The following is a 23522-nucleotide window of genomic DNA, read 5'->3' as shown; positions in this document are numbered from 1 at the left end:
TAATGGAATTAAGTCCAGATCCATTATTAGATGAACTAAAGAAATATGTAGCTAACATAAAATTAGGTACTACAGCACAATTAGGAGATACTCTAAAACCAATACTAATAAATGAAGAAATTTTTGGAGTGAATCTTTATGCCGTAGGTTTAGGAGAAAAAATCGAAGGTTATTTCACTGAAATGATCTCTGGAACTGGTGCTGTTAGAGGGACTTTAGAAAAATATTTAGAATGTAAATAAGCTATGATTACATTAATATGTAATAAAAAACATTCCTATCATTCCTGTTTATTATATTCTGCCAAATAATATAAACAAGGAATGATAAAAATGTTTAGAAAATTATTAAGAAATATATTATAACACAAATTACATTAACTAACAATCGTACGTAAACTAAGAATATTTTCAAAAAAGTATCAGAACTTAAGAGCGATATTAAGCAAGAAAAATTAAAATATGCAGAAGTTAATGTAAGCAGATGAAAGAAAACGTTATGGTGAAGTATTGAAGAGATACAGATTGCGATAATGTCATAGAGCCATATGGTGTGTGTTATTAATAAATACATTCAACACTTTATAAATATTAAATATTTATTTGAAAGTAGGATGATTAACTTGAAAAAATTTATGGATGAAAACTTTTTATTATTTAATGAAACAGCTATAAAATTGTATCACAATTATGCAAAAAATATGCCTATTATTGATTATCACTGTCATATTGATCCAAAAGAAATATATGAAAATAAAAAATTTAATAATATAACTGAGGCATGGCTATATGGAGATCATTATAAATGGAGAGCTATGAGATGTAATGGTATAGATGAAAAATATATAACAGGTGATGCAAGTGATTATGATAAATTCCTAGCTTGGTCTGAAACTATAGCTATGTCTATAGGAAATCCACTTTATCATTGGACACATTTAGAGCTTCAAAGATTTTTTGGAATTAATGAGCCATTAGATGAAGAAACTGCTCCAATGATTTGGAAAAAGGCTAATGAATTATTTAGCGGAAATGGTTTTAAGGTAAGAGATTTAATAACAAAATCAAATGTTGAATGTATATGTACAACAGATGATCCTACTGATACATTAGAATATCACATAAAACTTAAAGAAGACGCTAGCTTTAATGTAAATGTTTTACCAACATTTAGACCAGATAAGGGAATTGAAATAAATGCAGATGGTTTTGCTTTATGGATAAAAAAATTAGAGCAAGTATCAGAAATGATTATTGAAAGCTATGATGACTTTTTGAATGCATTGGATTCAAGAATAAAATTTTTCCATTCAGCTGGATGTAGAATAGCAGATCATGGAATAGATGGTGCTGTGGTTTACGAAGAAGCATCAAAGGAAGAAGCAGCTGATATATTTAAAAAAGTGTTAAATGGAGAAGAAATAAGCATCAAGGAAGAAAAGAAGTATAAAACTTATACCTTAAAACATGTATTTAAGCTTTATCATGAACTTGGATGGGCAATGCAGCTTCATATAGCAGCACTTAGAAATAATAATACTAGAATGTTTGAGAAAATAGGAGCAAACACTGGATTCGATTCAATTAATGATGAAAGTATAGCTTATCCGCTTTCTAGACTTTTAGATTCTGTAGATAGAGAAAACATGCTTCCTAAAACAATTCTGTATACATTAAATCCAAAGGACAATTACGTACTTGGAACCATGATTGGAAATTTTCAAGGGGAAGGAATTCCAGGAAAAATACAATTTGGTGCGGCATGGTGGTTTAATGACAACAAGGATGGAATGATTGAACAAATGAAAACACTAGCTAACCTTGGAACATTGGGTAATTTTGTTGGAATGTTAACTGATTCTAGAAGTTTCTTGTCTTATACAAGACACGAATATTTTAGAAGAATTGCTTGTAACTTAATTGGAGAATGGGTAGAAAATGGTGAAATACCAGAAAATATAAAATTGCTAAAAAGAATTGTTGAAGGCATATGTTATAGCAACGCAAAAAAATATTTCGGTATTTAAACAAAGGATTAGTTAAAAATTAATTAAGGAAAGAGGTAGATTGTATGTCTAAAATAGATAAAAAAATTACATTACCTACATGTATAGGTTATGGATTAGTAGATTTAATGGGCGGTGGTGCCTTTACAATTATTGGAGCGTTCTTATTGTTCTTTTATACAACTTTTTGTGGACTTACACCTATAGAAGGTGCTTCTATTGTTGCAATCGCGCGTTTTGTAGATGCCGTTGCCAGCTTGTTTATAGGAAGTTTATCAGATAATTTTTATAAAACTAAGCTTGGAAAGAAGTTTGGAAGACGCCGTTTTTTCCTATTAATTGGAGCGCCTTTAATGGCAATCTATGTATTAATATGGACAATAGGAATGGGATATTGGTTTTATTTAAGCTGTTATTTATTATTTGAAATAGTTGCGGCTATGGTATTAATTCCATGGGAAACATTACCAACTGAAATGACAACTAATTATTCTGATAGAACAAAAATTTCAACTTGCAGGTTAGTTATTTCTTCTTCAGGTCAGTTCTTAGGAACTTTTGTTCCAGCTCAATTAATTGGACATTTTGGTCAAAAAAATCCATATGCATATTTCTATAATGGATTGTTCTTTGCAATATTATATGCAGTTTGTATACTTATAACATACAAAGTGACTTGGGAAAGAGAAATTACACCAGCCATGGAACAAGAATTAATAGAGTTATCTAAGTTTAAACATCATACAAGCTTTGCTGAGTATTTAAAAGTGCTTGCTGAATATGCATCTACATTTAAGCTTAAAAGTTTCAGAAAACACTTAGGACTTTACTTATTATCCTTCACCGCTGGGGATATATTTAATGCTGTATTTCTATTTTTCTGTGTCTATAATTTAAAGATTTCATCATCTTTTGGAGCATATTTGCTTTCATTTAGTATTATTGGTATACCAGGAACTATTCTAGGAGGAGTTTTATTTTTAAAACTTGGCCCTACTAAATTATACAAGATTACTTATACGTTTATGATATTAAGTATGTTAGCATATTATGGTGTTTATGTAGTTAATCCTGAAGCTAAAACTGCTATCTTACTTGTAATTTCTATAGTTTATTTCGCATTTAGATCTTTGGCAGTTTTAACTCCTTGGACAGTATTCCCATTTATTCCTGACGTAGATGAGATTGTTTCAATGAAAAGAAGAGAAGGACTTTTTGCAGCAGTTATGACTTTTACTAGAAAAAGCACAGTAGCTCTTGCTACATTTTTAATTGGTGTTGTGTTACAAGAAGGAGGATTTGTTAAGGGGCAGGATGTTCAATCGCCTCAAACAGTACAGATTATTGGATATGTTTTGCTTATTGGAGGCGTAGGTCTGCTTGTATTATCTTTAATCCTCGCTTTCACTTTTAAACTGGATAAAGAAACTCACCAAATATTGATAAACGAAGTTGAACGTTTAAAAAATGGTGGTTCTAAAGATGATGTTGACTTTAAAACAAAAGAAGTTGTTGAAAATCTTACAGGTTATAAATATGAAGAGGTCTGGAAAGAAGACATTATGTCAGATAATCTAATAAAGGCTAATTCATAACTTAAATAAAAATACAAAAATTATAGGGGGAATTCATATGTTACTGAAACAGTTTTCATCTATGGAAAAAATTCAGAATGGTTATTTAGTAAAAGGCGATACAGCTGATATAAAAATAATTTTTATATCAGATGACATTGTACGTGTTAGAGTATCTTTTGATAAAAAATGGGAGGAAGCATCTTATGCATTAGTAACAACTGCATGGGAAGACAGATTAGATTCTTTGTTTAAAGGAGAGCGTAAGAGAATAGAAGCATTAGATATTCCCTTTGAAGAAACAGAAAAAGAAATCATATTTTTTACTAAAACCTTGAAGCTCGTAATGTCTAAAGCACCATTATATTTTTCAATATATAAATTAAATGGAGAAAAGATATATAGTGATCTTCAAGATAGGGCCTTTGAGTGTGATCAGCTCGGAAGAATTTCTCATTATAACGAAATTGATCTTCAAAATGATCATTTTTATGGATTTGGAGAAAAAACAGGACAATTAGATAAATTGGGAAGAAGAATGCGCATGTCACCTAAGGATGCAATTGGACATGATCCTGAATATGGTGATCCCTTATATAAACATATTCCATTTTATATTAGATTAAATAATAATAATCGTCATGCATTAGGAATATTTTATCATAATTCACATGATTCAGTATTTGATATGGGAAATGAAATTAGTGGGTATTGGCCTCGTTATAGTTATTATCAGGCTGATGGAGGAGATATTGATTTATTCTTCATAAATGGACCAAAAGTTGAAACGGTTTTAGATAATTACACAAAGCTTACAGGAAAACAGGCAATGCCTCCAAAACAAAGCTTAGGGTATACAGCTTCTACTATGTATTATGCTGAACTTGAGAAAGACTGTGATAAGGAAATATATGAGGTAATTAAAAAGCATTTTGATGAAAAAATGTATATAGATAATTTCAAATTGGCATCTGGTTATTCTTCTGGAGAAGAAGATAACTTAAGGTATATATTCAATTGGAATAAAAAGCGCTTTCCAAATCCTGATGAGTTTTTTGAAAAAATGAATGAAATGGGGCTTAACGTGATACCTAATCTAAAACCAGGTATTTTAACAAAGCATCCATATAAAAAAGAATTTGAAGAAAATGATGTGTTTATTAAAAATCCAGATGGTGATGGAGATTATTATGGCCGCTGGTGGGGTGGTACTGGAAGATTTGTAGATTTTACAAAATCTTCTGGAAGGGACACTTGGAAGAAGCTGCTTAAAGAAAATATTTTAAGTAAAGGAACAATAACCGTTTGGAATGATAACTGTGAGTATGATGGGATAGAGGATCGTAATGCATTATGTGATTTTGATGGAAAACCAGGTACCATGGCTGAGCTTAAAATTATTCACTCAAATATGATGGCTTATGTAGGAAAGCAGGCAGTTAATGAACTTTATCCAAATAAACGTCCATATATTATAAACCGTGCTGGATTTGCAGGAATTCAAAGATATGCGCAAACATGGGCTGGAGATAATCTTACAGATTGGCGTACATTAAAATTTAATATAGCAACTATTATTGGAATGGGATTATCAGGAGTTGCTAATACAGGATGCGATATTGGAGGGTTTGCGGGAGGTGCTCCAGAAGGCGAATTACTTTTAAGATGGATACAAAATGGTATATTCCAGCCAAGATTCTGTATTAATTCAGCCAATAATGATAATACTGTTACTCAGCCATGGATGTATGAAGAAAATAATGAATTCGTACGTAATGCATATGAGCAGCGTTATAGAATGTTACCATATTTATATTCTTTAATGTATGAAGCGCATACTACCGGCAAATCAATAATGCGTCCACTGTTCATGGAATTTCAGGATGATGTTAGCTGCTATGATGATAAATATATGACATTTATGTTTGGACCGTCAGTTCTAGTCGCAAATGTATTGGAAAAAGAAGCAAAGTCAAGAAAACTTTACTTGCCAGAGGGTTGCACATGGTACCATATGAATAACAATATGACTGCATATAAAGGCGGACAAGTGATTGAAATTCCAGTTAACCTTAGTAGTATTCCAATGTTCCTAAGAGGAGATGGAATCTTCATAACAAATGAGGAAGTAAAGCATATTACTACTGATAAAATGAAGAAATTAGATATTTTAATCGGTGGAGAAGCAGAAAGAAGTTTTAATTTCTATGAGGATGATGGTATAAGTAATGATTTTGAAAAGGGTATGTATGAAAATACAGAAATTAATATAAGTGGCGGAGCACGTAAGAAAATTTCCTTCAAAACAACAGGAAGTTATGAAAGTGAAATATCCGATCTTACAATTAAGTTAGTAAGTAAAGAGAAAGGTGCATATTGGGTTTCTGCTAATAACGAGAAAGTACCACGTTTTCTTAATAAGACATCCTTTGAAAAAGCAGAACAAGGGTGGTACTATGAGTTATCAGATAGAACAGTTTTAATAAAATGTAAGAAACCAGCTAAAAAAGAGTTTGATATTATAGTTTCCTGTGAAAGGTTTGATTTAATTGGCATGGGAGATGAATAGGAAAAGATAATATTTAGAAAAGTAAGATAAAAAATCGTATAAGGAGTATAAGAGCATGATTATAAGTAACAAAATTATAGAACTAAAAAATATTGATAATTATTTAGAAATAACTACAGACGCAGCAAAATATAGAGTTGTCCTTTTAAATGATGATATAGTAAGAATTCGCTGTACCTTCGAGGAAGAATTTAAGGAAGAAGCATCCTATGCTCTGATTATGACAGCTTGGGAAGATAAACTAGATGAATTATTAGGAGATGAAAGAACAAAAATTACAGCAATCAGCAGTAAATATGAAGATTTAGGTGATCATGTATTATTAACTACAAACAGCCTGAATATCAATGTCTATAAAGAACCCTTTGGTATAGAAATTGCAGATAAGGAAGGAAATATATTACATTCAGATTTAAAGGAAAGATCTTATATAAAAGATTCTATAGGAAGAATATATCATTATTCATGTATGGAGGACGATGATTATTTCTATGGTTTTGGAGAAAAATCAGGTTATTTAAATAAGAGAAGAAGAAGAATGAGAATGCATAATATAGATACCTATGGCTATGATTCTGAATGTACCGATCCATTATATAAGCACATACCTTTCTATATAAAATTTAACAGTAAAAATAATATGGCAAGTGGAATATTCTATAATAATTCCTATGACTCAACCTTTGATGTTGGCTGTGAAAAAACTGGATATTGGCATAACTATAGTTATTTCTGTGCTGATGGCGGAGAATTAGATATGTTTTTTATATATGGACCTAGAATAAAGGATGTAGTGAAGAATTATACGGATTTAACAGGAAAAACTAAATTGCCTACAAGATATTCTTTAGGTTATATGGGCTCAACAATGTATTATACAGAGCTTGATAAAGATTCAGATAAGACTATTTTAAAATTCCTTGATAAATGTAAAGAACAGGATATTCCTTGTGATGGTTTCTTTTTATCATCAGGTTATACTACTGGAGATACTGGAAAGAGATATGTATTTAATTGGAATTATGACAGATTTACGAATCCTAAGGAATTTGTTGCCCAAATGAAAGAAAAAGGAGCAGCTTTAGTTCCTAATATAAAACCAGGGATGCTTACTTCACATCCTTTATATAAAGAATTTGATGATGCAGGGGCTTATATAAAGGATGAAAAAGAAGAAAAATCAGAAATAGACAGGTACTGGGGAGGTCCTGCTTCATTTGTAGATTTTACAAATCCTAAAGGAAGAGAACTATGGAAGAAACATTTAAAAGAAGCTTTAGTTTCTCTTGGAATTACATCAATATGGGATGATAACAATGAGTATGAAATAAATAATCCTGATGCTGTATGCTATTTTGAAGGAATGAAAAAAGAAATAGGAGGCTTAAGACCAATAATGCCTAATTTAATGGCACTAATGGCAAATAAGACAGTAGAGGAAACTTTCCCAAATGTAAGGCCATACGTGGTTAACAGAGCAGGTTTTGCTGGTATCCAGCGTTATGCTCAGACTTGGGCTGGAGATAACAGCACAAGCTGGAAGAGCTTGAAATTCAACATTCCAGTTATTCTTGGTATGGGACTTTCAGGGGTGGCAAATCATGGCTGTGATATAGGAGGCTTTTATGGAGAAGCACCAGAACCAGAATTATTTGTAAGATGGGTACAAAACGGAATATTCCAGCCAAGGTTCTCAATACATTCCTGCAACTCTGATAATACAGTTACTGAGCCATGGATGTATCCATCATATACAAAATATATAAGTGATGCTATAAAATTCAGATATAAATTAGTACCATATTTCTATTCTTTATTATTTGAAGCAGCAACAGAAGGTTCACCGGTTATGAGACCTTTAATATACGAATTTTCAGAGGATAAAAAACTTCTTGAAGAAAGCTTTGATTTCATGCTTGGAAGCTCTATTTTAGTTGCAAATGTTCTTGAAAAAGGTGCAAAAACAAGAAAAGTATATTTACCAGAAGGAGCTGTGTGGTTTGACTGGTATACAAAAGAAGAATATGAGGGAGGACAGACAATTGAAGTTGAAGTTTCTTTAAATTCAATTCCTATGTTCTTCAGAAGTGGTGCAATTGTGCCTTTATGCGAAAACTTGAATAATATTCATAAAGATCAAATGGAAAAGCTTAATATTTTAGTGGAACCATCAGAGGAAACAAATTTTGTATTATATGAAGATGATGGAGTTTCAAATAATTATAAAAATGGAGTATATCTAAAAACAACTATAAGCATTAATAATAAGGCTGGAGTAAAAATTGCCTTTGATAAAGAAGGTAATTACGAAACAAAGGTTAAGGAAATGGTAGTTGATGTAGTCTGCAGAGAAATAGCTCCAATGCAGATAAGGCTTCAGGATAAAAAACTTCCTATGTTCCTTGATAAAGGAGAATGGGAAGCAAGCGGAGCTGGCTGGTATTATGATATAGAACAAAAGACAGCTAAAGTAAAATATGATAACTTAAAAGAATCTTACACATTATTCATTGATTTTGAAGTTAAAGATTTAATTTCAATGTAACTTCTATAGTAATAATGGCAAAGCGTACAGTATCATGAATGATATATTGGCTTTGCAGTAATAAAAAGAGGGAGATGGGAGGTGAAAATCACTTTCTATATCTCTCTAAAATTATATAAAAATTTTAAGCAATGTAGATGTTATATAAATTTTATTATCATATTGCTAATTTAAATTATAAGTCCTTAGCTATATATTTAGATGTAATAGCAATTTATCACTGAAATTTATATACATAATTTAAGGAGGTTTATCATGGCATTTCAAGAGAAAAGTTTTGATTCATTTAATGAAAGGGATAGAGTACAGGCATGGATTTATACTCCAGTTCGTAAGCCAAAGGGGATAATTCAAATTGTTCATGGTTATCATGAACATTCACGCAGGTATCTTCACATGATATTAAAGCTAAATGAAGCAGGATTTATAGTAGCAGCAGATGATCACGTAGGACATGGAAAAACAGCATATGTTTCGGATAATTGGAGCGATTGGGGAAATAAGGGGTATATGACAATGGTAGAGGATGAACATACCCTTCGTAAAATAGTGCAAGAGGAATATCCAGATCTACCGTATTTTATGTTTGGACATAGTATGGGATCAATGATCGTAAGGTGCTATGCGTCCATTTATGGAAAAGAAATTGATGGAATTATTTTATGCGGAACTCCAGGTATATTTAAAACAGCGCCTTCACTTATGCCTGAACTTAAAAAGCTTATAGATGAAGGAAAAGGAGAAATAGTTGATCCTGTATATGAAGAAAAGCTTTTAAGCTGGATGTGGAATACAAAGCGTTATGAAGAGAATCCTATAACGTCAAGAAGTGGATGGGTTTGCAGTGATCCAGATGTAATTGAAGATCATGGAAGAGATATATATAGTGACTTGATAGTGCCACCTAATATAAGATCTTTATATTCTTTTGTCAGTATGATGAATGCTGTTGTTGGAACTGAGTGGGCAGAAAAAGTGCCGGCAGCAATTCCTTTTTACAATATTGCAGGAGATAAAGACCCAGTTGGACAGTATGGAGAAGGGGTGTATGCTACTTCAAACTGGCTTGCAGAAACAGGGCATATGGTTAGAACAAAGGTTTATCCAGGATATCGTCATGAAATACTCAATTACCTTGATATCAGAAATGAAATTGAGGATGGGATTATAGGATTTGTAAATAGTATTCTTGAGAAGGTATAAAAGCTTTTTGTTTAATAAAAACTAAAACTTTTTATTAAAATGAAGTATTTGAATTTTTTGTATTTAGGCACATGAAAGAAAATAATAGACCAAAATAGGCAAGGATACTGGTCTGTTATTTTTTTGATTGTGCTTTATATTTAATGTATAAGAAAATAATTTTGTTAGTCAAGATTACCTAAAATTAAAGTCCTCGTTCAGTTTTGGCTGAGCGAGGATTTTAATTTTTATGTTTAGCGGATTAATTGCATGTGCTTTTCTACTATTTTCTTTGAGTAGTATTAAATATAACTATTTATAAATTGTTAATATCAAATTGTTTTAAAATAAAATCAATAAAGTATTTACTAGCAATAGGTAAGGTTTTTTTATTTTTAAAGGATATGCCAATAGTACGAAGAATGGGTGGATATATTTCCTTTTTAACTATATTATAGCTAATTCTATCTAATGTTAATTCGGGTAAAATAGTTATACCTAAACCTTTCTCTACCATAGACATAATTGTATAATCATCATAAACACGATAATGTATATTGGGCTGTAAATTATTTTCTTTAAAAAACTTTAAGGGAACACTTAGTTGACCTTCATCTAAAAGAATGAAAGGTTCATTTGATAATTCTTCTAAAGTGACCTTTTCGTGACTAGCTAGTTGATGGTTATAAGGCAAAACTGCGAGCATTTGATCTTGCTTTAATGAAATCGTAGGTAGATTATCTACAGCATCAGGATTAACGAAGCCAAAATCTACGCTGCCTTCTTTAATCAATTGCGTAATACTTGTATATTCTCCTTGTTGAAGTTCAAATTTTACTGATGGATAGATTTCTTTAAAATTTTTTATTAATTCAGGGAGCCAGCTAGAAGAAATACTTGAAAAAGTACCAATACGAATAATACCACCTTGAAGATCCTTCATTTCTTTACTTTTTTCTATAAGCTCTCTATACGAATTATATACATTCTTAATATATGGAAGAAATTCTTCACCATCAGGAGTTAAATTAACTCCTTTTCTAGACCTGAGAATCAGTGTAGTAGAAAGTTCTTCTTCTAATGAATGTACCATTTGGCTTATTGCAGATTGAGTGTAGCCAAGTTCCTTTGCTGCTTTTGTAAAACTACCAGTTTCTATTATTTTAATAAATGCATAATATTGGTTCATTATCTACTCCTTTACATAAGTAAATCTAATATAAACATTATAATTATTTGTTTTATTAATGTAAATGTTAATGATAGAATATAAGCAAGTTTTATAACAAAGAAAAATAGAGGATTAATTGTACATTAATTAATGAAAGGTTTATATATTTTTAAATTGGGGTGAGAAAATGAAAAGTAGTGAATTAAAATATCAAAATTATATTAAAATCTTAGAAGAAGAATTAATACCAGCTATGGGGTGTACTGAACCTATAGCCATTGCATATGCGGCTGCAAAAGCCAGAGAGGTATTAGGATACATACCAGAAAAGGTCATCGTAGAAGTTAGTGGAAACATTATTAAAAATATCAAAAGTGTAATAGTTCCAAATACAAACAAGCTTAGGGGGATAGAAGCTGCAACAGCTGCTGGAATTGTAGCTGGGAAAGCTGAAATGAAATTAGAAGTTATTTCAGATGTGAGCGAAGAAAAAAAGAAAGAGATTAAGGAGTATATTAATTACTGTCCAATAGAAGTAAAACTTGCAGATACAACATTTATTTTTGATATACATATGAAGTTATTTTATAAAGATTCCTTTGTAAAAGTAAGAATTGTAAACTATCATACTAATATTGTTTTAATTGAAAAGAATGGAAAGATACTTTATCAAAAAGAAGTAAATGCAAGCAAAGAAGAAGGTCTTTGTGATAAAAAATTATTAAAGGTAGAGGATATTATTGATTTTGCAAATTCTGTAGAAATTAAGGATATAGATACTATTATAGAAAGGCAAATTCAATATAACTCAAGAATTGCTGAAGAGGGATTGAAAAATAATTACGGTGCGAATATAGGAAATGTTTTACTTTCAACATATGGCTCCGATATTAAGGTAAGAGCAAAAGCTAAAGCAGCCGCAGGATCTGATGCTAGAATGAATGGATGTGAATTGCCGGTTATTATTATTTCTGGCAGCGGAAATCAAGGGATAGCAGCCTCGATCCCAGTTATTGAATATGCTAAAGAATTAAATGTATCAAAAGAAAAGCTTTATAGAGCTTTAGTAGTATCTAATTTAGTTACAATACATCAAAAGACTGGAATAGGAAGGCTTTCTGCATATTGTGGAGCTATAAGTGCAGGAACTGGAAGTGGAGCAGGTATTGCATATCTTCATTGCGGAGAATATAAGGATATTTCTCACACAATTGTAAATGCTTTATCTATAGCTTCTGGAATTGTTTGTGATGGGGCCAAGGCATCGTGTGCAGCTAAAATTGCGGCAGGTGTAGATGCGGGAATCTTTGGATATTACATGTATAAAAACGGACAGCAGTTTAGAAGCGGAGATGGGATAGTAAAAAAAGATGTGGAAGCTACTATCGCCAACATAGGTAAACTTGCAAAAGATGGAATGAAAGAAACAGATAAAGAAATTATTAAACTTATGATAGAATAAACATAATTTAGAATAGTCTTAAATGATATAGTTGAAATGTTAAACATTAAAATTTTAAGTTTAGCAATACAAAAAGGCTTAACAGCTAATGAACTTAATACATTCCAAGTGGCTACTCATCTACTTCTTACTACTTCTCCTATTACATATCTAATAAATGCTGCTGCATTAGATGCATTAATAAAAGTTAAGTAGATAATAATCCTCTATGTATTTAATATGGCATGTGCTGGTTGAAATATCATGTTTTATCTCTATCATCAAGAATAAAAAAATTATTGAATTTTTACTATTTATAAAAACTATAAACAAAGAAATATTGGCATAATTCTTGCTTTAAATATTATTGAATAATAAATAATATTGGAGGAATTAAAATGAGTAATTTAGAAGCTTTTAAAAAAATAATAAAATCTGTTTGGAGTCTTAAAAATGTAGAGGAAATTGAGGACAGTTTTGGTCCAGACGAAATTAAGGCTTGGGATTCTCTTAGCCATATTGAACTTGTAGTAGCCCTTGAGGAAGAATTTGAAATATCTATAGCAGTTCAAGATGTTTCAAGATTATATACAATAGGAGATATTAAAAGAACTCTAGTAAAGTATGGAGTTGAAATATGACCTTTACTGATTATGTTTTTAAATTTTCCTCAAGGCTTAATAAAACTGCAATAATTGATAAAACTGATATTAGTTATAGTGAGCTATATTCTAAGATATTAAAGATATCCTCTGAAATAAAAAGAACTAATGCTATATATGAAGATAAAGTTCTACTAATAAGTGAGAATTCACCTTTCTTTATAGAAAGTTATTTTGGAATAATAAAAAGCGGCTGCACTTGTGTGCCCATAAATCCTACATTAAGTGATAAGGATATTGACTATATCATGAGTAGCTGCAAACCTAAAATGATTTTTATTGAAAAACGTTTTTTAGATAAGTTAGATAAGTTTATAAATAATAATATTAAAATAATTACTGAAGAAACTTTAGAAACCTTGGAGAACTTTTTATTAGAGGAAAAAAATCTTGAAAGCAGAAAGGAAGAAGAAATTGATTTAAAAAATAGTGTGGCTGTAATATTATTTACATCGGGGTCTACTGCAAGACCAAAAGGCGTAATGCTTACACATTATAACCTTTGTTATAATACAAATTCTATAATAGAATATTTTAGATTAGGCAGCTATGATAGGATAGAAGTTGTATTACCATTTTATTATTGCTTTGGAACCTCGCTGCTCCACACGCATTTGAGAGTTGGAGGAAGTTTAGTCATAAATAATAAATTTATGTTTCCAGAGTCAGTTTTAGACGATATAGAGAAATATGAATGTACAGGTTTTGCTGGAGTTCCAAGCAATTATCAAATTTTACTTAGAAAATCTAGTATTAAAAACAGAAATTTGCAAAGTTTAAGATATGTAGCACAGGCAGGAGGAAGACTTCCTGATAGCTTTATTAAGGAACTTAAAGAAGCGCTTAAGACCGTAGAAATATTCATAATGTATGGACAAACTGAAGCAACTGCAAGGCTTTCATATCTTCCACCTAATATGCTCGATGAAAAAATAGGTTCAATAGGTAAAGGTATTCCTGGAACTAAACTTAAAGTCATAGATAAAGAGGGCAATGAGGTAAAGATAGGCGAAATAGGTGAAGTAGCAGCTTTTGGCGGAAATATAATGAAGGGTTACTTTAATAATGAGGAAGAAACAGCTAAGGTTATTAGAAATGGTTATTTGTATACAGGAGATTTAGCTACAGTAGATAAAGATGGTTATATTTATATTGTGGCTAGGGAAAAACAAATCATAAAAAGTGCTGGAAACAGAATAAGTCCTAAAGAAATAGAAAATATTATAATTCAAATTCCAAATGTTATAGAAGCTGCAGTAATTGGAACCCCAGATGATATATTAGGAGAAGCGATAAAAGCATTTGTAGTTCTAAATAATGAAGTTTTAAAGGTTGATGAAAAGTATATAATTGACTACTGTAAAGATAACCTGCCTTCTTACAAAGTACCTAAATATGTAGTGTTTTTAGATGGACTTCCAAAAAATTCTTCTGGTAAAGTAATGATAGGTGATTTGAAATGATAGATGAAATTATAAAAAATGAGCAATTTAAGTGTATGCAAAAGGATAAAGAAGAAAAGCTTTTGAATATTATTAAGTCTCAGATATATCAAAATAGAAAGAATGAAAATTTAAACAGCATTTATGAAAAATTAGGGATTGATATAAGTGCTATAAATTCTCTTGAAGAAATCCCATTTATTCCTGTGAATATGTTTAAGTATTTTGAGCTTAGGACTTGTAGTGAAGAAAATGTAGTGAGAATATTAAACTCAAGTTCTACAACTCAAAATATTCCTAGCAAGATCTATCTTGACAAGGAAACCTCTATAAGGCAAGCTCAAGGCTTAATATCAACTTTAACAAGTTTTCTAGGATCATATAGAAGGCCAATGTTAATTATTGATAGTAAAGAAATTAATAGAAAAAGTGATATCATAACTGCCAGAGGTGCTGCAATAAGAGGGGTAAGCAGCTTTGGAAAAAGTTTAACTTATGTTATGGATTCTATAGAGGATAATCTTGTACTTAACTTAGAAAGACTTAAAGAATTTGAAGAGAAATATAAGGATACAGATGTATTAGTATATGGTTTTACCTATATTGTATGGACTAGATTTATTAAGGTTTTAAAAGAAAAAGATATAAAATTAAATATGCCAAAAATGAAGCTCCTCCATAGCGGAGGGTGGAAAAAATTAAAAGATCAAAAGGTTGAAAAAGAAGAATTTAATGAAGCAGCAGCAGAGGTTTTCGGGACGTCACCTAAAAATATAATAGATTTTTATGGAATGGTTGAACAATTAGGTGTAGTTTTTCTAGATTGTGAATATGGATATAAACATGTACCTGATTTTGGAGAAATTATCATAAGAGATTTTTCAACGCTTAAAGAAGTGGAAAAAGGTCAATGTGGCTTTATTGAGGTTATGAGTGGACTTACTTCGAGCTATCCAGGTCAAGCTATATTAACTGAGGATATTGGTGAATTTATAGGCGTAGATGATTGTAAATGCGGAAGAAAGGGTAAATACTTTAAGTTTAAAAATAGAGTAGAAAAATCTGAAACAAGAGGCTGTGGAGATACTTTTGCAGAAAAGAGGGATAAGAAATGATAAGTTGTTTTATGCTTGGAAATGAATTTTATTTAGAACCTAGGAAATTTCAAAATTTGGATATAATTATAGAAGAACTTAATAAAAGTAGAGAAACAATTTGTTCATATCCATCAGAAGCTATAGTTGAAATAATTAATGAATATAGTAAAATATTATCAAGTGATAGAAGGTTTTTAAGTTATGAGGGTGTACCATATTTAGTATTATGGCTTAAGAAAAGTAATATAAATAAACTTTTACGCCTAGATCTTAAAAAACAAAAGTACTTAGATGATTTTGTTCAAATAGAAGAGAATAAATTTATGAAAGCCCAGCCAAGAGGAATGGTATGTCATTTTATGGCTGGAAATGTTCCGACTCTTCCAATATATTATCTAATTCAAGCCCTTATTTGTAAGAATGTTAATTTAAGCAGGGTACCTATTGGAAGTATAAATAGTGTTATAGAGCTATTAAAACCTTTAAAGAATATTAAAATTAATTTTAAAGGCGAAGAATATTGCGGCAGCACATTATTAAAGGGGATTTCAATCATAAACTTCCCAAGTAATGATTTAAAATTAAATGCTGAAATGTCACAATCAGCAGATGTAAGAGTAATATGTGGAGGTGAAGAAGCTGTAAATACAATATCTGTTCTTTCTAAGAAAACAACGTGTAAGGATATAATATTTGGACCTAAATATTCCTTCGCTGTATTTGAAAAATCTGCTATGGAAGGTCTTAATATAGCTAAGCTTTTTGAAAATTTTGCAAAGGATATCATAAATTTTGATCAAAAGGCATGCTCATCTCCTCAAGTCTTATTTATTGAGAAATCTAATTTACCGTTGAAGAAAGCAGCACAAATGCTTTCAAAATCAATAGAAAAGGTTTTAAAACGTTATTCAAAGTTTGAAATTAGTCAAGGAGCCTCTGCAAATATAATAAATAAAAGAGGAGAATATCTCTTATCTCCAGAAAAAGATATAATATGCGGGGAAGATCTCCAATATACAATCTTAATAGATAAAGAAATAACCTTAGAAGAACCTATGCAGCATAGGACAATATTTTTAAAAGAAGTTAATGATATATTTGAGGTTTGTAAATTAATAACTCCAAGAATACAAACTATTGGAATAGCCTCTGAGGATAATAATAAAATAATGAGTTTTGCAAATAAAGTAAGCTTATATGGAGTAGATAGATTAGTTAAAATAGGCTGCATGAACCTATATGATTCTCCTTGGGATGGAATACTTTTTATGAATGAAGTAGTTAAATGGACGGTCTTAAATTTACAGTAAACAATATTTTAAGAATTAATAAATTTTGATTTAATATATTAATTTATTATTGCTGATAAATCATTAATTTCTATATAAATAAAAATGTAGGGTGTGATAATTTGAAAGTAAAAGATCTGATGACAAAGAAAGTATTGGTTTTAAAGCCATACGATACATTTGAAGATGCAGCAAGGCTTTTTGTGGAAAATAAAATTGATGGGGCACCCGTTGTAGATAAGGATGAAAAATTAATCAGTATTATAACAAAGACAGATTTGATGAAAGCTATTCTTAATAAATCTAAAATGAATACGAAGATTGAGGCTTTAGAATTAAAAAAAGTAATAACAATTAATAGTGAGACGGATATAGAAGATGCATTAAAATACAAAATTGGCCGTCTTTTAGTTACAGATAAAAATAATAAAATTGTGGGTATTATAACTCATACAGATTTGATTAATAATTTAGTTAAAAGAATCTCTAAAAAATGCAGGGACATGAAAAATGTAAAACTGGGCTTAACGGAGCTTGATTCTATTATTGAATGTTCTTATGATGGAATATATATAACAGATGGAGAAGCTAACACTATAAAAATAAACAATGCCTATGAAAGAATTACAGGGCTTAAAAAAGCAGAGGTTATGGGCAGGAATATGAAAGATCTCGAGAAAGAGGGGGTTATATCTCAGTCTGCTACTCTTTTGGTACTAAAAAATAGAGAAACTACGACAATTCAGCAAGAGTTCAAAACAGGAGTAAAGGTTCTAGTAAGCAGTAATCCTATTTTCGATAAAAGTGGAAAAATTATTATGGTGGTTACAAATGTAAGAGATGTAACACAGCTTTATAAGTTAAAAGAACAGCTTCAAAAAAATAAGGAAATTACTCGTAAATATGTTTCAGAGATCGAAGAAATGAGAACACAACTGTTAAATACATCTGAAATTGTTGCGGAGGATCATAGAACTATCGAAATTATTCAGCTTGCAAGTAGAGTTGCGAAGGTGGACACAACAATTCTTATGCTTGGAGAAACGGGAGCAGGAAAAGATCAAATAGCAAAACATATACACAAAGTCAGCAAGCGGAGTAAAAAACAGTTTATTAAAGTTAATTGTGGTGCAGTGCCTGCAAGTTTAATAGAATCCGAATTTTTTGGTTATGAAAAAGGTGCTTTTACTGGAGCAAATAAAGAAGGTAAAATAGGTCTATTTGAAATGGCCTCTGGAGGCACTATTTTTCTAGATGAGGTTGGAGAACTTCCAATGGATATGCAGGTTAAACTTTTAAGAGTATTGCAAGAAATGGAAGTGGTTCGAATTGGAGGAACAAAGCCTATAAAAATTGATGTCAGAGTACTAGCTGCGACCAATAGAGATTTAGAAGACATGATAAAGAAGAAACAATTTAGAGAAGATTTATATTATAGGTTAAATGTCGTGCCCTTATATATTCCTCCACTTAGAGAAAGAAAGCAGGATATTATGCCTTTGATAAATTTTTTTCTTACACAGCTTAATAAGAAATATAACTTTAATAAGATATTTGCACCAGACGCTTTAAATTGTATGTACGAGTATAATTGGCCTGGAAACGTTAGAGAACTTAAAAATATCGTAGAGAGAGCTGTAATTATGAGCGAGGATGATAAGATAAAAAGATCAGACCTTCCTAAAAATATCATTAGTTCACATGGCATGGTTGTAACCTTAAATACCTTTGAAGAAGGTATAAATTTAAAAGAAACCTTAGATTCCATAGAAGAGAAATTAATTAAGAAGGCCTATGATAAGTATGGAAATGTCAGGGCAGCAGCAAAATCCTTAGGGATAGATGCATCAACTTTTGTACGGAAGAGGCAAAAATATATAAAGGAATAAATTTTAAAATGCAAAGAAGGAGCTTGCCGCATTAACGGATTCCAATCAGTTAATGCGGCAGGCTCCTTTTTGTATTTATAGATTAATTTTTACGATATTAAGATATAAGTAGGAGCTCTGTTGCAAACTTGAAACATGATGCAAAAATGCAACATCGTAAAGTATTTTACACATGCGTTATTTTGTAAACGTTTTTACATGGTTGCTATGAAATTTGATTAAAATTTCAGTTGCAAAAATGCAACATATATTTATATTTTTAAGAAAGTAGCGTTAAAAATGGAAGCAATTTCAATATTATTATGGAAAATTTGAGTTAACATAGAAAATTCTTATCTTGGCATACTTATTGCTTTAAATATTATTAGAAAATAAAAATTAGTAAAGGAAGCGATATTATGCCATTAAAAACAAAGGAACAATATATTGAAAGTCTTAGAAAATTAAATTTGAAAGTGTATATGTTTGGAAAGCCAGTTGATAACGTTGTTGATCATCCAATTATAAGACCATCTCTTAATTCAGTTGCTATGACTTATGAATTAGCACTAATGCCAGAGTATGAAGATTTAATGACAGCTACTTCTAATTTGACAGGAGAAAAGGTAAATAGGTTTGCTCATCTACATCAAAGTACAGATGATCTTATTAAAAAAGTAAAGATGCAAAGATTACTTGGTCAAAAAACTGCATCATGTTTTCAAAGATGCGTTGGTATGGATGCCTTCAATGCAATATTCAGCTCAACTTATGAAATAGATAAGGCTTGCAACACTAATTATCATGAAAATTTCAAAGAATTCTTAAAATATGTTCAAGAAAATGATTTAACAGTTGATGGTGCAATGACTGATCCTAAAGGAGATAGAGGACTTTCACCAAGCAATCAAGCTGATGGTGATTTATATTTAAGAGTTGTTGAAAGAAGACCTGATGGTGTTGTTGTTAGAGGTGCTAAGTGTCACCAAACTGGTATGATAAATTCTCACGAAGTTGTAGTAATGCCTACAATTGCTTTAACTCCAAATGACAAAGATTGGGCAATATCTTTTGCTGTACCTACTGATGCAGAAGGCATAATTCACATATATGGAAGACAATCTTGCGATACAAGAAAATTAGAACCAGGTGCTGACATAGATCTTGGAAATGCTGAATTTGGTGGACAAGAAACCTTAACAATATTCGATAACGTTTTTGTACCAAATGAAAGAATTTTCTTAAATGGAGAAACTGATTTTGCAGGAATGATTGTTGAAAGATTTGCTGGATATCATAGACAAAGTTATGGTGGATGTAAAGTTGGAGTTGGAGATGTTTTAATTGGAGCTGCTGCAGTAGCCGCTGATTACAATGGAGCTCATAAAGCATCACATGTTAAAGATAAATTAATTGAGATGACTCATTTAAATGAAACTTTATTCTCTTGCGGTATTGCATGTTCAGCAATGGGGACTAAAACAGAATCAGGAAATTATTACATTGATAATTTATTAGCTAATGTATGTAAGCAAAATGTAACAAGATTCCCTTATGAAATATGTAGGCTTGCAGAAGACATTGCAGGAGGATTAATGGTTACTATGCCATCAGAAGCTGATTTTAGAGATGAAAAGATAGGACCATATATAGATAAGTATTTAAGAGGTGTTAACTCAGTTTCAACAGAAAATAGAATGAGAATATTAAGATTAATAGAAAATCTTTGTTTAGGAACTGCAGCTGTTGGATATAGAACAGAATCAATGCATGGAGCTGGCTCACCACAAGCTCAAAGAATTATGATAGCTAGACAAGGAAATTTAGCAGCTAAAAAGAAGATTGCTAAGAAAATTGCGAGAATAGAAGAATAATAGGGGTAATGCCATGGTGGATAAAATAAATGATGCCATCAATACTAAAATTAAACCACTACTTGCAGAACATAATGGAAATATTGAGCTTGTAGAAGTTAAAGATGGCGTAGCTTACGTAAAACTTTTAGGTGCATGCAGCAATTGTCCCTCTGCAAGATTTACTATGGAAGAGCTAGTTACTGGTGTATTAAAAGAAATACCAGGTGTAAAAGATGTGCAGATGGCTGATCCAATTAGCAGAGAAATGCTTGATTTTGCTATACAGCTGCTTAGAAAATAAAGGCTAGGTGAAATTTTGGAAATAGGTATTAAATATTGTGGTGGATGTAATCCTAGCTATGATAGAAAAGAGTTTGTTACAAATTTAATCAATGATACTTATAATAATCATAACTTCGAAATAGCAAAGGAAAATAAAGAATATGATTATTTAATATTAGTATGTGGATGTCTAAATTGTTGTGTAGGTCATGAAAAATATATATCAAATAATAAAATATTCATTAAAAGTATTAAAGATTATGACAAATTAATAAGTAACCTAAAAATTTTTAGTTAGGTTATATTTAGGAGGTGTCTAAAATTAACTGGAAGGATTTATATAATAGTAAGCTAGTTACAGCAGATGAAGCTGTAAAAAAAATCAAAAGTGGAGACAGGGTAGTAACTGGGCATGCGTGTGGAGAACCAAAAGAAATAATAGATGCCATGGTTAAAAATAAAGATTTATATGAAAATGTTGAGATTGTGCATATGGTTTCTATGGGCAAAAGTGAATATTGTAAGCCAGAAATGGTATCTAATTTCCGTCATAACTCTATATTTGCAGGAGCAACAACAAGAGAAGCTATACTAGAGGGAAGAGCAGATTATACGCCATGTTTTTTCTCAGAAGTGCCTAAGTTATTTAAAGAAGGCACTTTACCAGTAGATGTAGCATTAGTTAAGTTAAGTGTTCCAGATGAACATGGTTACTGTAGTTTTGGAGTCTCAAATGATTATACAAAGCCTGCTGCAGAGGCAGCTAAAATCGTCATAGCTGAATTAAATGATAAAATGCCAAGAACTTTAGGAGATTCTTTTATACATGTTTCTGATATAGATTATATAGTTGAAACTTCAAATGATATTATTGAGCTTAAGCCGCCTAAAATAGGGGAAGTAGAAAAAGCTATCGGCGAAAACTGCGCAAAGCTCATAGAAGATGGTTCTACACTTCAACTAGGAATTGGTGCAATTCCAGATGCAGTATTATTATTCTTAAAAGGCAAAAAAGATCTTGGAATTCATTCAGAAATGATATCTGATGGGGTAGTTGAATTAATAGAAGCAGGCGTAATAACCAATAAAGCAAAAACTTTACATCAGGGAAAATCTGTAGTTACATTTTTAATGGGTACTAAGAGACTTTATGATTATGTTAATGGAAATCCAAGTGTAGCCATGTATTCTGTAGATTATGTAAATAATCCATGTGTTATAGCCGAAAATTATAAGATGGTTTCTATTAATTCATGTATTCAAGTAGACTTGATGGGACAAGTTGCAGCTGATACAATAGGACTTAAGCAGTTTAGCGGCGTAGGTGGTCAAGTTGATTTTGTAAGAGGAGCAGCAATGGCAAAGGATGGTAAGTCAATTATTGCAATGCCATCAACTGCAAGCAAGGGAAAAGTTTCAAGAATAGTCCCAATTTTAGATGAAGGTGCAACTGTTACAACTTCTAGAAATGATATTCATTATGTTGTAACTGAATTTGGAATAGCAGAGCTTAAAGGAAAAACTTTAAAAGAAAGAGCTAGGGCATTAATAAATGTAGCACATCCAGATTTTAGAGCTGCGCTTATTGAAGAGTGGGAAAAGAGATTTAAAGTAAAATTCTAATTAAAATAAATGAAAGTATAGGAGGAAATGATTTATGAAAGTATATGTTTTAGACACGGGATATTTAGAAACTGATAAAAATAATGTAGTAGGTGGAGCTACTATGGGAACCTATAGCAAACCATATGTAGAGAATAAGTGGATTAAGCTGCCTGTAATGTCTATTTTAATAGATCATCCCGATGGAAAAATTTTATATGATGTAGGAAGTAATCCAGAAGCAATGAATGGCTATTGGCCAAAAAATTTGCAAGAAGTTTATCCATTATATCAAACAAAGGAACAAAGATTAGAAAATCAATTAGCTTTATGTGGAACAAAACCAGAAGAGATAAAGAAAGTGATAATTTCTCATATGCATTTAGATCACGCAGGAAACTTAAATATGTTTAAAGATGCTGATGTATATGTACCAAAGGCAGATTTTATGCAAGCTCAAACTCAAGTAAGATTAAACGAAAATCCGCTTACCCATGGAGGATATATTAAAGCTGATATGGATGTTTCAGTAAAACAATATCATTTGGTGGAAGAAGATTTTGAATTTGCAAAAGGTGTAGAAATAATAAATTTACCAGGCCATACACCAGGATTACTTGGAATAGTAGTTCATTTGGAAGATGAAGGCACATTAATCTTCCCACAAGATTGTGTATATAGCTCAGAAATCTACGGACCACCAGCTAAAGCATCAGGATTACTTTATGATAGTCTTTCCTTCTTTAAATCAATTGAAAAGGTAAGAGCTCTAGAGAAAAAATATGATGCCAAAGTATTTTTTGCTCATGATGAAGAATTCTTTAAAACAATAAAACTTGCTCCAGAATTCTATAAATAAAAAGTAATAAACGTCTGGGCCTGGGTGTTCTTCTTTACTAATATTTTTACTTATAAAATATCTCATATTCTAATATGG

General features: G+C 31.0%; 18 protein-coding genes and 1 pseudogene. 18 read left to right on the top strand and 1 reads right to left on the bottom strand.

Annotated features, from left to right (window positions below):
- From CLOBL_RS22045 to CLOBL_RS22020, 6 genes and pseudogenes are all read left to right on the top strand, one after another.
- Positions 1-242, top strand: a pseudogene (locus CLOBL_RS22045) (mannitol dehydrogenase family protein); the annotation flags it as partial.
- Positions 243-622: 380 nt separating this feature from the next.
- Positions 623-2026, top strand: coding sequence for a glucuronate isomerase (gene uxaC / locus CLOBL_RS22040; RefSeq protein ID WP_077860992.1), 1404 nt, complete (start codon positions 623-625; stop codon positions 2024-2026).
- A 44-nt stretch (positions 2027-2070) separates the two neighbouring features.
- Positions 2071-3600 carry an MFS transporter gene (locus CLOBL_RS22035; protein WP_077860991.1) on the top strand — a complete coding sequence of 510 codons (1530 nt, stop codon included), beginning with the start codon at positions 2071-2073 and terminating at the stop codon, positions 3598-3600.
- A 37-nt stretch (positions 3601-3637) separates the two neighbouring features.
- Complete coding sequence (locus tag CLOBL_RS22030) at positions 3638-6148, top strand: TIM-barrel domain-containing protein (RefSeq protein WP_077860990.1); 2511 nt, start codon at positions 3638-3640, stop codon at positions 6146-6148.
- 55 nt (positions 6149-6203) lie between these two features.
- On the top strand, positions 6204-8693 hold the full coding sequence (locus CLOBL_RS22025) for a TIM-barrel domain-containing protein (protein ID WP_077860989.1): 2490 nt from the start codon (positions 6204-6206) through the stop codon (positions 8691-8693).
- 255 nt (positions 8694-8948) lie between these two features.
- A complete protein-coding gene (locus tag CLOBL_RS22020; RefSeq protein WP_077860988.1) occupies positions 8949-9896 on the top strand; it encodes an alpha/beta fold hydrolase in 948 nt (315 codons plus the stop codon).
- Between the two features lie 295 nt (positions 9897-10191).
- Here the strand turns inward: CLOBL_RS22020 and CLOBL_RS22015 are convergent, their stop codons facing one another.
- Positions 10192-11064, bottom strand: a complete 873-nt coding sequence (locus CLOBL_RS22015; RefSeq protein WP_077860987.1) for a LysR family transcriptional regulator — start codon at positions 11062-11064, stop codon at positions 10192-10194.
- A 169-nt stretch (positions 11065-11233) separates the two neighbouring features.
- Between CLOBL_RS22015 and CLOBL_RS22010 the strand changes: the two genes are divergently transcribed.
- The 12 genes from CLOBL_RS22010 (at position 11234) to CLOBL_RS21960 (ending at position 23444) form a co-directional block, all read left to right on the top strand.
- Positions 11234-12508 (top strand): L-serine ammonia-lyase, iron-sulfur-dependent, subunit alpha, encoded by a 1275-nt coding sequence (locus CLOBL_RS22010; protein ID WP_077860986.1) that lies wholly within the window; start codon positions 11234-11236, stop codon positions 12506-12508.
- A 36-nt stretch (positions 12509-12544) separates the two neighbouring features.
- The gene (locus CLOBL_RS27660; protein WP_207652371.1) at positions 12545-12703 is read left to right on the top strand and encodes a hypothetical protein; all 159 of its coding nucleotides are present in this window, start codon (positions 12545-12547) and stop codon (positions 12701-12703) included.
- 182 nt (positions 12704-12885) lie between these two features.
- Entirely contained in the window at positions 12886-13128 is a 243-nt protein-coding gene (locus tag CLOBL_RS22005; protein ID WP_077860985.1) for an acyl carrier protein, read from the top strand.
- Complete coding sequence (locus CLOBL_RS22000; RefSeq protein WP_077860984.1) at positions 13125-14612, top strand: AMP-binding protein; 1488 nt, start codon at positions 13125-13127, stop codon at positions 14610-14612. The genes CLOBL_RS22005 and CLOBL_RS22000 overlap by 4 nt, the downstream gene beginning before the upstream one ends.
- The gene (locus tag CLOBL_RS21995; RefSeq protein ID WP_077860983.1) at positions 14609-15706 is read left to right on the top strand and encodes an acyl-protein synthetase; all 1098 of its coding nucleotides are present in this window, start codon (positions 14609-14611) and stop codon (positions 15704-15706) included. Before CLOBL_RS22000 ends, CLOBL_RS21995 begins: the two co-directional genes overlap by 4 nt.
- A complete protein-coding gene (locus tag CLOBL_RS21990) occupies positions 15703-16998 on the top strand; it encodes an acyl-CoA reductase (RefSeq protein ID WP_077860982.1) in 1296 nt (431 codons plus the stop codon). Before CLOBL_RS21995 ends, CLOBL_RS21990 begins: the two co-directional genes overlap by 4 nt.
- Positions 16999-17099: 101 nt before the next feature.
- A complete protein-coding gene (locus tag CLOBL_RS21985; RefSeq protein ID WP_077860981.1) occupies positions 17100-18866 on the top strand; it encodes a sigma 54-interacting transcriptional regulator in 1767 nt (588 codons plus the stop codon).
- Between the two features lie 398 nt (positions 18867-19264).
- Positions 19265-20719, top strand: a complete 1455-nt coding sequence (locus CLOBL_RS21980) for a 4-hydroxyphenylacetate 3-hydroxylase N-terminal domain-containing protein (protein WP_077860980.1) — start codon at positions 19265-19267, stop codon at positions 20717-20719.
- 13 nt (positions 20720-20732) lie between these two features.
- Positions 20733-21002 (top strand): NifU family protein, encoded by a 270-nt coding sequence (locus tag CLOBL_RS21975; RefSeq protein WP_077860979.1) that lies wholly within the window; start codon positions 20733-20735, stop codon positions 21000-21002.
- Positions 21003-21017: 15 nt separating this feature from the next.
- On the top strand, positions 21018-21281 hold the full coding sequence (locus CLOBL_RS21970) for a hypothetical protein (RefSeq protein ID WP_077860978.1): 264 nt from the start codon (positions 21018-21020) through the stop codon (positions 21279-21281).
- 23 nt (positions 21282-21304) lie between these two features.
- Positions 21305-22606, top strand: a complete 1302-nt coding sequence (locus tag CLOBL_RS21965; RefSeq protein ID WP_179117816.1) for an acetyl-CoA hydrolase/transferase family protein — start codon at positions 21305-21307, stop codon at positions 22604-22606.
- A 34-nt stretch (positions 22607-22640) separates the two neighbouring features.
- A complete protein-coding gene (locus tag CLOBL_RS21960; RefSeq protein ID WP_009169636.1) occupies positions 22641-23444 on the top strand; it encodes an N-acyl homoserine lactonase family protein in 804 nt (267 codons plus the stop codon).
- Positions 23445-23522 lie beyond the last annotated feature (78 nt).

The organism is Clostridium sp. BL-8 (assembly GCF_002006495.1).
Taxonomy (GTDB): Bacteria; Bacillota; Clostridia; order Clostridiales; family Clostridiaceae; genus Clostridium.
This window is presented reverse-complemented; position numbering and strand designations above follow the sequence as displayed.